12 protein-coding genes and 1 pseudogene are annotated in these 12,309 nt (G+C 69.6%); 8 read left to right on the top strand and 5 right to left on the bottom strand.

Annotation, left to right across the window (positions count from 1 at the left end):
• Positions 1–21: 21 nt before the first annotated feature.
• Positions 22–504, bottom strand: coding sequence for a MarR family winged helix-turn-helix transcriptional regulator (locus ACZ55U_RS11110; RefSeq protein ID WP_465524806.1), 483 nt, complete (start codon positions 502–504; stop codon positions 22–24).
• Positions 505–626: 122 nt separating this feature from the next.
• Here ACZ55U_RS11110 and ilvA point away from each other — a divergent pair, with 122 nt between their 5' ends.
• The 3 genes from ilvA (at position 627) to ACZ55U_RS11095 (ending at position 4,055) form a co-directional block, all read left to right on the top strand.
• A complete protein-coding gene (ilvA, locus tag ACZ55U_RS11105) occupies positions 627–1,838 on the top strand; it encodes a threonine ammonia-lyase (protein WP_465524804.1) in 1,212 nt (403 codons plus the stop codon).
• 293 nt (positions 1,839–2,131) lie between these two features.
• Positions 2,132–3,196, top strand: a complete 1,065-nt coding sequence (locus ACZ55U_RS11100; RefSeq protein ID WP_465524802.1) for an ATP-binding cassette domain-containing protein — start codon at positions 2,132–2,134, stop codon at positions 3,194–3,196.
• A 1-nt stretch (position 3,197) separates the two neighbouring features.
• The gene (locus tag ACZ55U_RS11095) at positions 3,198–4,055 is read left to right on the top strand and encodes an ABC transporter permease (protein ID WP_465524800.1); all 858 of its coding nucleotides are present in this window, start codon (positions 3,198–3,200) and stop codon (positions 4,053–4,055) included.
• Between the two features lie 148 nt (positions 4,056–4,203).
• On the opposite strand, the gene greA is transcribed toward ACZ55U_RS11095, so the two are convergent.
• Both greA and ACZ55U_RS11085 read right to left on the bottom strand, forming a co-directional pair.
• Positions 4,204–4,704 carry a transcription elongation factor GreA gene (greA, locus tag ACZ55U_RS11090; protein ID WP_316526550.1) on the bottom strand — a complete coding sequence of 167 codons (501 nt, stop codon included), beginning with the start codon at positions 4,702–4,704 and terminating at the stop codon, positions 4,204–4,206.
• 340 nt (positions 4,705–5,044) lie between these two features.
• The gene (locus ACZ55U_RS11085) at positions 5,045–5,458 is read right to left on the bottom strand and encodes a DUF4307 domain-containing protein (protein WP_465524798.1); all 414 of its coding nucleotides are present in this window, start codon (positions 5,456–5,458) and stop codon (positions 5,045–5,047) included.
• A gap of 245 nt (positions 5,459–5,703) precedes the next feature.
• Here ACZ55U_RS11085 and mca point away from each other — a divergent pair, with 245 nt between their 5' ends.
• The 5 genes and pseudogenes from mca (at position 5,704) to ACZ55U_RS11060 (ending at position 9,607) form a co-directional block, all read left to right on the top strand.
• Complete coding sequence (gene mca, locus ACZ55U_RS11080; protein WP_465524796.1) at positions 5,704–6,609, top strand: mycothiol conjugate amidase Mca; 906 nt, start codon at positions 5,704–5,706, stop codon at positions 6,607–6,609.
• 48 nt (positions 6,610–6,657) lie between these two features.
• A complete protein-coding gene (locus ACZ55U_RS11075; RefSeq protein WP_465524794.1) occupies positions 6,658–6,849 on the top strand; it encodes a hypothetical protein in 192 nt (63 codons plus the stop codon).
• A 193-nt stretch (positions 6,850–7,042) separates the two neighbouring features.
• A pseudogene (locus tag ACZ55U_RS11070) lies at positions 7,043–7,144 on the top strand (DUF255 domain-containing protein); the annotation flags it as partial.
• 883 nt (positions 7,145–8,027) lie between these two features.
• Positions 8,028–8,396, top strand: a complete 369-nt coding sequence (locus ACZ55U_RS11065) for a hypothetical protein (protein ID WP_465524792.1) — start codon at positions 8,028–8,030, stop codon at positions 8,394–8,396.
• A 272-nt stretch (positions 8,397–8,668) separates the two neighbouring features.
• Entirely contained in the window at positions 8,669–9,607 is a 939-nt protein-coding gene (locus tag ACZ55U_RS11060) for a helix-turn-helix transcriptional regulator (RefSeq protein WP_465524790.1), read from the top strand.
• On the opposite strand, the gene ACZ55U_RS11055 is transcribed toward ACZ55U_RS11060, so the two are convergent.
• Complete coding sequence (locus ACZ55U_RS11055; protein ID WP_465524788.1) at positions 9,581–11,080, bottom strand: FAD-binding oxidoreductase; 1,500 nt, start codon at positions 11,078–11,080, stop codon at positions 9,581–9,583. The two genes, ACZ55U_RS11060 and ACZ55U_RS11055, sit on opposite strands and share 27 nt — an antisense overlap.
• 85 nt (positions 11,081–11,165) lie before the next feature.
• Complete coding sequence (locus ACZ55U_RS11050) at positions 11,166–12,305, bottom strand: MFS transporter (RefSeq protein ID WP_465524786.1); 1,140 nt, start codon at positions 12,303–12,305, stop codon at positions 11,166–11,168.
• Positions 12,306–12,309: the final 4 nt, after the last annotated feature.

The raw sequence follows: 12,309 nt of genomic DNA, 5'->3' as shown, positions 1-12,309 counted from the left end.
GCCGAGGGGCCGCGCGGCCCCTCACTGCCCCTGCTGGTCCGCCGTGTACGACTCCATCGCGAGGTTGAAGCGGGCCAGCAGGGCGCAGAACGCCCGCTGTTCCTCGGGCGGCCAGTCGGCCATCAGCCGGCGGGTCAACTCGGCCCGGCCGTCCCGGACTTCGGCGAGCCGGCCGGTGCCGTGCGAGGTCAGCGCGAGCCGTACGGCACGGCGGTCGGCCGGGTCCTGCACCCGGCCGACCAGCCCGGCCGCGACCAGCGGGGCCACCTGGCGGGTCACCGTGGAGGAGTCCACCCCCAGGGCCTCGGCCAGCGCCTTGACGTTGGCGGGCCCGTGCCGCTCCAGCCGGTCGAGCAACAGGTAGGCGGCCCGGTCGAGCGCCCCGATCCCGCCGCCGGAGGTCCGGACCTGTTCCATCCGGCGCGCGAACACCGCGAGCTGGTACTGGAGTTGGGTGTGCACGGGGTCGGTGCGGTCGGTGGCCTGGGGCGAGGTCGTCGTCATCGCGGCTCACGATCGTCGTGCGGTGAGGGAGGCTCAGAAGCAGCAGAGTACGCGGGCCGGGCGGGCCCGGGAACAGGCCCGGCATCCCGGATCGCCGTCGCCCGCCCCCGTAGTCTGGCGCCATGCACGACTGGCCGATCACCCTCGACGACGTCCGCGGTGCCCAGAAGATGCTCGCCGGGGTCGCCCGGGTGACGCCGATGGAGGGCAGCCGCCACCTCTCCGGGCTGATCGGTGCGCCGGTCCACCTGAAGTGCGAGAACCTCCAGCGCACCGGGTCCTTCAAACTGCGCGGGGCGTACGTGCGGATCGCGGGACTCTCGCCGGTGCAGCGGGCCGGCGGGGTGGTGGCGGCGAGCGCCGGGAACCACGCCCAGGGCGTGGCGCTGGCGGCCTCGCTGCTGGGCGTGCGCTCCACGGTGTTCATGCCGGTGGCGGCGCCGCTGCCGAAGGTCGCGGCCACCCGCGAGTACGGGGCCGACGTGCGGCTGCACGGCGCCACCGTGGACGAGGCGCTCCAGGCCGCGCAGCGGTACGCGGAGACGACCGGCGCGGTGTTCATCCACCCCTTCGACCACTGGGACGTGGTCACCGGCCAGGCGACCGTCGGGCTGGAGATCCTGGAGCAGTGCCCCGAGGTGCGGACCATCCTGGTCGGCGTGGGCGGCGGCGGGCTGCTGGCCGGGATCGCGGCGGCGGTCAAGCCGCTGCGGCCGGACGTGCGGGTGGTCGGGGTGCAGGCGGCGGGCGCGGCGGCCTACCCGCCCTCGCTGGCGGCCGGGCGGCCGGTGTCGCTGGAGCAGTACGCCACGATGGCGGACGGGATCATGGTCGGGCGTCCCGGGGACATCCCGTTCGAGGTGGTCAACACGCTGGCGGACGGCATCCGCACGGTCTCCGAGGACGCGCTGTCGCGGGCGCTGCTGCTCGGGCTGGAACGGCTGAAGCTGGTGGTCGAGCCGGCCGGGGCGGCCCCGATCGCGGCGCTGCTGGAGCGGCCGGACTCCTTCGAGGGCCCGGTGGTGGCGGTGCTGTCGGGCGGCAACATCGATCCGCAGCTGATGCAGCGGGTGCTGCGGCACGGGCTCGCGGCGGCCGGGCGCTACCTGTCGCTGCGGGTGCGACTGGCGGACAAGCCGGGGGCGCTGGCGGACCTGCTGGCCGTGCTGACCAGGGTGGACGCCAACGTGCTGGACGTGGCGCACGTGCGGATCGACCCGCGGCTGGGGCTGACCGAGGTCGAGGTGGACCTGCACCTGGAGACCAAGGGGCCGGAGCACTGCGCGCTGGTGGTCGGGGAGCTGCGGGACGCGGGGTACGTGGTCTCCGGCTGAGCGGCGGCCGGGCAGCAGGGGCGCGCGGCCGGGCGGGGGCGCGGGGCCGGGCGGCCCCGGGCGTGGGCGTCCAGGTGGCCTCCCGGGCGGGGCGTCCCAGGGGCCCCTCGGGCGGGTGCCCTTGGCGGGAGGCGGCGGAGCTTTCTCCCTTGACGCGATATATCGCGTGCTGGAAGACTCGCGATACATCGCGTTCTGGTCCCGTGGGTCGCGCCGTGGAGTCGCCCGCCTGCCTGAAAACGGGGCAGAGTAGGACAGATCGCCCCATACGTTCGAGGAGATGAGGCAAGGCCATGGCGCCAGCCATCCAAGCCGAGAACCTGGTGAAGACCTTCGGCGACGTACGAGCCCTGGACGGCGTCAGCCTCGACGTCCCCGAGGGCACGGTGCTCGGGCTGCTCGGCCCGAACGGAGCGGGGAAGACCACCACCGTGCGGGTCCTCACCACCCTGCTCCGGCCCGACTCCGGACGCGCCGAGGTCGCCGGGGTCGACGTGCTCAAGCACCCCAACCGGGTCCGCAGCCTGATCGGCCTGTCCGGCCAGTACGCGGCGGTCGACGAGTACCTGACCGGCTTCGAGAACCTCACCATGGTCGGCGAGCTCTACCAGATGAGCAACCGCGAGGCGAAGGCCCGCGCGCTGGAGCTGCTGGAGTGGTTCAACCTCACCGAGGCCAAGGACCGCACCGCCAAGACGTACTCCGGCGGCATGCGCCGACGCCTGGACCTCGCCGCCGCGCTGGTCGTCCGGCCGCCGGTGATGTTCCTGGACGAGCCGACCACCGGCCTCGACCCGCGCAACCGGCTCGCGCTCTGGGAGGTCATCGAGACCCTGGTCGAGCAGGGCACCACCCTGCTGCTCACCACCCAGTACCTGGAGGAGGCCGACCGGCTCGCCCACGACATCGCGGTGGTCGACCACGGCCGGGTGATCGCCCGCGGCACCGCCGACCGCCTCAAGGCGCAGATCGGCGGCGAGCGGATCGAGGTCGTGGTGCACGAGCCCGGCCTGGTCTCCGACGCGGTCGCGGCGCTGTCCCGCTTCGCGCTGAACGAGCCGACGCTGGAGAAGAACACCCGCCGGATCACCGTGCCGGTCAGCGGCGGCGCCCGGGTGCTCGCCGACGCGATCCGCGAACTGGACTCCCGGGGCATCGAGATCGACGACATCGGGCTGCGCCGCCCGACCCTGGACGACGTCTTCCTCACCCTCACCGGCCACGTCGCCGAGGAGCGGCCCGAGGAGGAGGACGGCGCCGACCACGAGGCGCGCGGCCGGGGCAGGGGCGGCGGCCGGCGCGGCGCCGACGGCCGGGGGCAGGACAAGGCGGCCGTCGCGGCCGGGAAGGAGAGCTGAGATGGGCACCGCCACCGAGCACGCCATCGGCGCGGCGATGCCCAGGCAGCGCCGGGGGATCTCCGCCACCCTGCACGACTCCTGGGTGGTCGCCAAGCGGAACCTGCGCCGGATGACCCGCATCCCGGAGATCGTGATCTTCGGGCTGATGCAGCCGGTCATGTTCGTGCTGCTGTTCTCGTACGTGATGGGCGGGGCGATCAAGATCCCCGGCACGAACTCCAGCTCGGACACGTACATCCAGTTCCTGATGGCCGGCATCTTCGCCCAGACCGTCACCTTCGCCGTGGCCGGCGCCTCGGCCGGCATCGCGGAGGACATGAGCAAGGGGCTGGTGGACCGGTTCCGCTCGCTGCCGATGGCCCGCTCGGCGGTGCTGGTCGGCCGCACCCTCGCGGACCTGTGCCAGACCGCGTTCACCCTGGTCGTGCTGGCGCTGGTCGCGCTGCTGGTCGGCTGGCGGATCCACGAGGGCCTGCTCAAGGCGCTCGGCGCGTTCGGCCTGCTGCTCCTGCTCGGCTACGCCTTCTCCTGGATCGGCGCGCTGATCGGCCTGTCGGTGCGCAGCCCCGAGGCGGCCACCTCGGCCGGGCTGATCTGGCTGTTCCCGCTGACGTTCGTGTCCAACGCCTTCGTGCCGGTCGCCTCGATGCCGGGGTGGCTCCAGGCGGTCGCGTACTGGAACCCGTTCAGCGCCACGGTGCAGGCCTGCCGGGTGCTGTTCGGCAACCAGGTCGGGCCGGTGGACGACGTCTGGTCGATGCAGCACGCGGCGCTGGTGTCGGTGCTGTGGTCGGTGGTGATCACCGCGGTGTTCTCCTGGCTGTCGGTGCGCAAGTACCGCTCGTCCACCGCCTGAGCGAGCCCGGAGAGCCCCCGGGAGCCGAAGCCCGGAACCCCGGAACCGGGAATCGGAACCCCGTAACCGGGAACCGGGAAGCCGGTACGCCGAGGGCGGCCGCGGAAGTCCCCGGACTCCGCGGCCGCCCTCGTGTCGTGCGGCCGGATCAGCCGGCGTGCGGCACGACCTTGACGATCTTCACCATGGCCGGCTTGCCGTTCGGCAGCTCGTAGGTGGCCTCGTCGCCGATCCGCTTGCCGTCGATCGCGCGGCCCAGCGGGGACTGCGGCGAGTAGACGTCCAGGTCGTCGGCGCCCGCGACCTCGCGGGAGGCGAGCAGGAACTCCATGAGGTCGTCCTCGTCGCCGTCGAAGGCGACCGTGACGACCATGCCCGGGGCCACCACGCCCGAGTCGGCCGGGGCCTCGCCGACCTTGGCGCGCTCCAGCAGCTGGGTCAGCTGACGGATGCGCAGCTCGTACTTGCCCTGCTCCTCCTTCGCCGCGTGGTAGCCGGCGTTCTCCTTGAGGTCCCCCTCCTCGCGCGCCGCCTCGATCTTCTGGGCGATCTCGATGCGCCAGGGACCGGTCAGGTGGTCCAGCTCGGCCTTGAGCTGGTCGTAGCCGGCCTGAGTGAGCCAGGTCACGTTCTCACTGGTCTGGGTCACGGGTGCTCCTCGTAGGTGCGGGGCTGTGCTGAGGGTGTGAGTCGTCAGCAGGGGTCGGTGGTGATTTCGGTCGTAACTACAAAGCAACGCCCGCTCCCGTACCATCCGGTGCGGAAGGGGCGAAACCACGAGCCTAACAAGTCCTGCCGACAAGCGGGAGGGGCGTTCGGGCGCCATTGACGGTGGCGTTACGCCGGTGTGTACGGGTGTGTACGGCGACGGTGAACGGGACCCTGTACGGATGCCCGCTCTCCGGATCGAATATGCGCGCCGCCCGGAGGCGGATGCGGCCGCCGGGGGCTGGCGCGTCGCAGGGGCGGGCGCGTCGCCGGGCGGGTTCCTACTTGGCCGGAGTGCAGCCCAGCAGCTCGGCGGTGGTGCCGCGCGAGGTCGTGCGCAGGGTGACCACCGCGTCGTAACTGGACCCGGCCGCCGGGACCGGGAAGTCGGCCACCCCGACCACCCCGTGGTCGTCGCCCTGCGAGCGCACCGTGCAGGTGCCGGCCTGCCCCGCGCTCTTGCGCACGGTGAGGTGCAGCTGGACCTCGGAGTCGGAGAGCACCTGGAAGGTCGGCACCGAGCCGTTGATCTTCGACTCGCGCAGCACGTAGGAGCCGCCGAGCCAGGCGACCAGGCCGAGGCCGAGCACCCCGCAGACCGCGCCGATCACCTTCAGCCGGCGGTCCGAGTCACGGCCGCCGCCGCGCCCGTAGCGCCCCTCGGGCAGACCGGTGGCGGTGGTGCCTGCACTCATCGGACTCCGTCCTCTCCTGGGGGAGGGGCCGCCCTGGGTGGTGCGGGGGAATGCGACGCTCCTCCAGTCCGTCACTATAGGAGGGGCACGCCCGCGGCCGGTCCGGCGGGGGCAGGGCTCGGCCGCGCCGACGACGTCGGACGGCACGGCCCCGCGGCGACGCGGTCCCGAAGTGAGCGGTTCGTACGGTGGGCAGACCCCGGACTCCGCGGAACGCCCGACGAGTGTGGAAGGAACGCAAGGCGTTGACTGAGCAGTTGCGACTGATGGCGGTGCACGCCCACCCGGACGACGAGTCCAGCAAGGGCGCGGCCACCATGGCCATGTACGTCGAGCAGGGCGTGGACGTGCTGGTGGCCACCTGCACGGGGGGCGAGCGCGGGTCGGTCCTCAACCCCAAGCTCCAGGGGGACCCGTACGTCGAGCAGAACATCCACGAGGTGCGCCGCAAGGAGATGGACGAGGCGCGGGCGATCCTCGGCGTCAAGCAGGCCTGGCTGGGCTTCGTGGACTCCGGCCTGCCCGAGGGGGACCCGCTGCCCCCGCTGCCCGAGGGCTGCTTCGCCCTGGAGGACGTCAAGACGGCGGCGGAGCCGCTGGTCCGGCTGATCCGCGAGTTCAAGCCGCAGGTCATCACGACCTACGACGAGAACGGCGGGTACCCGCACCCCGACCACATCATGACCCACAAGATCACCATGCTGGCCTTCGACGCCGCGGGCGACCCGGACGCCTACCCGGAGGCCGGCGAGCCCTGGCAGCCGCTCAAGCTGTACTACAACCACGGCTTCCCGATGGGCCGCATCCGGGCCCTGCACGAGTACCTCACCGAGCACGGCCACGAGTCGCCGTACGGCGAGTGGATCGAGGGCTGGGAGAAGAGCGGCCGCAAGGAGCGGGAGATCACCACCCGGGTCCGCTGCGGCGACTGGTTCGAGACCCGCGACCGGGCGCTGATCGCCCACGCGACCCAGATCGACCCGGACGGCCCGTGGTTCCGCGTCCCGCTGGAGATCCAGCGGGAGGTCTGGCCCACCGAGGACTACGAGCTCGCCCGTACCCTGGTCGACGTGGACCTGCCGGAGGACGACCTGTTCGCCGGCCTGCGCGTCCCCTCCCTGGTGGCCGAGGCCGCCGACACGCGCGACTGAACCACCCCCGACGGCCCGGCCGAGCGTGAGCCGGGCCACCATAGAGATATGAGTGCCTCCGTGAACCTCGTCCACCTCGCCGCTGACCTCGCCGTCGACGACTCCAAGGTCACCCCCGGGCTCCTCGGCTTCGTCGTCTTCGCCGCCCTCGGCGTCGCGACGTGGTTCCTGGCCAAGTCGATGAACCGGCAGTTCAAGAAGGTCGACTTCGTCGAGGAGCCGGAGAGCCCGAAGGAGTGAACCGAGGGCCGGCCCCCCAGGGCCGGCCCTTCGGCGCCCCGGTCGCCGGGCCCGGACCGTGAGGCGCGGAAACCCGCTGATCGCGGGCTGACCATGGGCGGCGCCCGGCGCGCGCGGGGCCGGCCCCTCCGCCGTCGGCGTGTTGGGTGAGGGGCCTTCCCGCGCGGGGGCGCGCGGCTGGGATACTTCCGCCATGGTGAACCGCCTCGCCGACGCGACGTCCCCGTACCTCCAGCAGCACGCCGACAACCCCGTGGACTGGTGGGAGTGGGGCCCGGAGGCCTTCGCCGAGGCGCTGACTGGACTCGGTCTGGGGGACGTACCGGCGGTGGTCACCCGCTACTGAGGCGGACGGTTTTGACCAGTAGGCAGGACAGCACTCAGGACGAGGCAGCCGGGCAGCGCGAGCATGCCGAGGCGGAATCCGGGTGACCACTGGACGAACTTGAGCAGAGCGAGTGGTGGCATGCGCCAGGCGAGCTTTTCGGTCTCGGACATCGCCGGCGCCGCAGGTCGCTGCCCGCCACCGCTCCGGCGGCGGCCAGCGCGCAGGCCGACGGCCGCCGCGGCCAGGCCCGCGACCAGGATGGACGGCCAGCCAGAGGGTGAGGCCCTTGATGTCGAGGGACGGGAAGAGCGTGGCGACCATCAGTGTGCCGGAGATCAGGAGCCGCACGGCGATGACGATGGTGGCGAGCAGATTGAGCTACGGGGGTTGACCCAACGGCCGAGGACTTCGGGGTCGTTGCATAGCAGCAGCAGGAAGATGCTGGCGGGGGGAGCAGCAGGCCGGCGAGGGTCTGGACGGCTTCGGTGATGACGCCGAGCGGTGCACCGGGGATGAGGACGATGTCGGCGGTGCGAGCAGCACCATGAGGCGTAGAGCTGCTTGACCTCGCCGAAGCCGAGGTGCAGTGAGTGGCGCAGGCTGAAGACGTCACCGAAGGCGTAGCTGGTGGCGAGGATGATGGCGGCGCCGATGATGTTGACGTCCATGAGGACGATGGCGTGGCTGTGCCGGCCGAGAGCCTGGGCGACGCCGCCAGCGTCGGTGAAGTGCCTTCGAAGGAGGTCCTGCGGGCGGCGCAGTCGGCGATGATGGCCAGGACAGGGCGCCGACGACGACGATCGAGCCGATCACGGTGTCGGCGCGTTCGTAGCCGATGAAGCGCGGGGTGATGCGCTTGTCGCTGACGTTGGACTGCTGGAAGAACAGCCTGCCAGGGGGCCACCGTGGCACCGACGATCGCGATGATGAGCACGACGGTGTCGCTGTTGATGCCGCCCTGGATGCCGGAGACGACGAAATCGTGGGCAGCGTGTGCCCAGCAGGGTGGGACATGAAGGTGAGCAGGACGAGCAGCAGGCTGACCGCGATCAGGATGAACATGGCCCGTTATCACGCTGATGCCCGGGCCGACGATCGCGAGCAGGGCCAGCAGTCGGGTCTTGAGGCTTGCCGTTCCTTCACGTGCTCGCGGGGTATGTGGCAGAAGGCGCCTTTCGGTGGCCCCATCTGCCGATTTCACCTAATTTTGAAGAGTTGATTCAGTGTCCGGTCGGAATTCGCCCAGAAAGGTAAATTTTGGAATTTCGTTACGGCGTGATCCCGTCAGGCGTGATGGTCACGTTCTGTAGTCGTAGTGGTGCATATCACATTCCGCTGTAGCGTGAATGGTCTAGACTATGTGCAATGCTGGGGTGATCATTTTGTGCATGAGGTTAACCGAGTTGGAGGCTGTCGAGAAGAGAAGCTTCGGCGAAGTGATCTGACAAAGGCTTGTAGGGGCCTCGGCTTGCATGGGGGGAATTTATGGCAATGTCGGACAAGCAGCGACAGGAGTTGGCTTCGTTTCTGCGGAGCAGGCGCGAGCGGATCACACCTGCAGAGGCTGGGATCAGTAATTCTTACGGTCGGCGTCGGACGCCGGGCCTTCGACGCGAAGAATTGGCGCTGCTGGCCGGCGTCAGCGTCACCTGGTATACGTGGCTGGAACAGGCGCGGCGCATCCGAGTTTCCCAGCAGGTGCTGGCGAGCCTCGCTCAGGCGTTGCGCCTGGATGCGACCGAGACAGAGCACCTTTTTCGTCTGGCAGGTGAAGTGCCTCAGATGTGTCAGCCTCTTTGTTCGAGGGATGAGATCCCCGCGCAGTACGTCTCGTTCCTGGAGCTGATGGACCCGATGCCGGCCTTCATCAGCAATCAAAGATTCGACGTGCTTGCCTGGAACCACGGCTACTGCGTACTTTTCCCCCACTTCGAATCACTGGCGCAGGCAGATCGAAACAGTCTGGTCATGACTTTCGATATCAACTTCCGGACGCTGTTCCCGGATTGGGACCAGCATGCGCTTGAGACGGTAGCGTTATTCCGCGCTCAGGTCGCCGATCAGTTGGTGTATCCGGAATACGCCAATCTGGTGCGGAGATTAGAACAGGAGAGTCCTGAGTTTCGGGACCTCTGGCAGCGACGTGACCTGGCGCCCGCTCGACCTTCCCAGAGGTCGTTCGACCATCCCATCCTCGGCAGGATTGAACTGGGCTACGTGAAGCTGCGTATGGCCGATATCGACGCCACGCTCGTCGTGTACCAGCCGCTCTATGACGGGCGACTGCTCGGCCGTCTCCGTGAGCTGGTCGACGAACGGATGAGGTCGCGACTGTACGTAGATCTGCCGGGCAAGTCCGGCGGCGCTGTGCTGCCGGACCCGACTCTCTCGCTCGACGTAGTCTCAGAGACCGGATTCCACACGAACTGAGAGTGCGTGCCGGAAGACGTTCAGTGGATCCCATCGGGCCTTGGCCCGTTGCAGCTTCGGATAGTTGTCCTTGAAGTACAAGGCATGCCAGGGGGCTCCCGACGTATTCCAGAGGGGATCGGCCAGGTCGATGTCCGGATAGTTGATATAGGAGCCGTCGGTACGGGCGTCAGAAACGGGTACACCTCCGGTCTCCGCATGGAGGTCCCGGTAGAACTCGCGGGTCCGCTGGATGTGCTTCTCGTCCTCCGCCGGCTCCACCCAGTAGGTTCCGAGGTAGCTCTTGAGGATTGAGTCCCGCTGCGCTACGGCAGTGGCTGCCGGATCGACCGAGTTGATCTTTCTGCCGTAGGAGAACAGCACCACCGTGGTGTGTCCGTCGTAGCCCAGTTCGGAAAGGTAGCGATAGAGGATCTCGGTCTGGGTGGAGGTGTAGGGCCGTCGCAGGTAGGCGCCCTTGCTCTTGGAGCGTGTTTGGTTGCCGCGGTTCTCGACGTCCCGCTGGGTGACCTGCAGCCAGGGATGCGCCTCGTACTGGATGCTGCATGGCACACCGACCCGGTTATTTACTGCCGCGAGGTACTCGTCCAGGAGGCGTCGAGCATCCGGCACATCGGCATCAATCTGCGCGTTTAGCACGAGTCGGCCGACCGAGCGCTGGTTCAGGTAGAGCCCGCTGTAGAGGGTGTCGTACGATGCGCCGCCCTCGGCCTCCTCGAGATGCCAGGCACCGTGATTCTGCACGATCCTGGCGAACGCCCGCTCGGTCATCGTCTCCCAGGGCCAGCTCACCGAGGCGAAGAGCATCCATTCTGGGGGGGTCGGCAGTTGGGCGGAGGGGGCGGAGCCGGTGGCTTCGGGAGAACGGAACCAGAAGCGGGTGACCACGCCGTAGTTACCGCCGCCGGCTCCGGTGTGGGCCCACCACAGGTCGCGGTTGGGGTCGTCGTCCTCCCGGGTGGCCCGGACGATCCTGGCCTCCCCCGTCGCGTCCACCACGACCACCTCGATGCCCTGCAGGTGGTCCACGATCAGGCCCTGCCGACGGCACAGCGCCCCGAAGCCGCCGCCCTGGACGTAGCCCCCCAGGCCCACGGACGGGCACGTTCCGCCCGGGATCGCAACTCCCCAGCCCAGGTAGAGGGAGCGGTAGGCCGATCCGAGGAGCGCCCCCGCGCCCATGCCAAAGGCTCGTTGCTCGGGGTCGTAGCAGATGTCGTCCAGGCGGGACACGTCGACCAACGTGTGGATCTCGGGGTCGTCCACCATCCCCTCCAGCCCGTGCCCGCCCGCGCGGACCGCGAGACGGGCACCGGCGCCGACCGCCTCGGCGACCGCCTGCCGCACCTCTTCGGCGGTGCCGGGGACATGGATGCGGTCCGGGCGGCCGACGAAGCGCGTGTTGCGGGAGCGCGCCGTGAGCGATCTGTACCGCAGGTCTTTCGGCGTGATGGCCGACGCGGATGTGGGCATGTCATACATCGGATTTCGTCGTTGCCTTTCTGGTCGCATCACGGAGAGTGCGCCGGACACCTCGTCCCACCCCGGCGCTGGTGGGTCAGCTCGGGCCGTCTGGCACCTGCCGCCGTCGGCTGACGGCGAACGTGCCCACGAGGACCAGGGCACACAGGCCGGCGGCGCACCCCAGCAGGGCTGTCTCGGGCCAACCGCCTTGTGCCCAGGCGAGCCCGGTCAGGCCAGACCCAGCCGCACCGCCGATGAAGTAGCAGGTCATGTAGACCGTGGTGACGCGGCTGCGCATGCCGCCTTCGACGTGGGCGAAGACCGTTGCCTGGTTGGTGATGTGGGCGGCCTGTACAGCGAAGTCGATTAGAAGGATCGCCAGACCCAGCACCACGATTGAGGCGGAGAAGTCACACACCACGGCGAACGAGATCGCGATAATCAGGAAGGCCGTCAGCGTGATGGTCAACTGCCGTCCCCGGTCTGCGAACCGGCCGGCCAGGTTCGCCCCGAGCGCACCGCCAGCACCCAGCAGGCCTGTCGCCCCGATCGCGGCGGTGCCGTAGTGGTACGGAGCCTCGATGAGCCGCAGTGGCACCGAGGTCCACAGGACGTTGAAGGCCGCGAATCCCAGCGCGCCGTAGAGAGACCGCTCCCTGAGCACCCGCCCGGTGCGCACCAGCGAGAGGATGGACCCCAGCAGCCGTGCGTAGGTTCGGGCGGTCAGGTGCTCGCAGACCGGCTGGTGGGGTAGCACCCGGCGGAGCACCAGGCCAGTGCCGACCATGATTACCGCTGCTCCCCAGTAGACGGTGCGCCAGCCGGCGAGACCGGCGATCACACCGGCGAAGGTGCGGCAGAGCAACGCGCCGAGGATGAGGCCGGTCATCACCGTACCGACCACCGCACCCCTCTGCTGCGGGGGTGCCATGTCGGCTGCCTGCGGCACGATGATCATCGCTGCCACGCTCACCAGCCCGAGCGCGAAGAACAGGGCCAGGAGTAGCACTCCGGAGGCCAGCGGGATGAGCACCAGTACGCCGACGGCGGCGCTCACCAGCACACTGAGCAGACGCTTGCGATCGACCACGTCCCCGAGTGGGACGAGCGCGCAGAGCCCGAACGCGTAGCCGAACTGAGTGCTGGAGACCGCTGGCGTCAGCGAACCCGGGGTGCGGTGCAGCGAGGCGGCCATATCGGGCAGGATCGGCTGGATGTAGTAGAGGTTGGCCACACAG

The organism is Kitasatospora sp. NPDC034533, from assembly GCF_055575155.1.
This window is presented reverse-complemented; position numbering and strand designations above follow the sequence as displayed.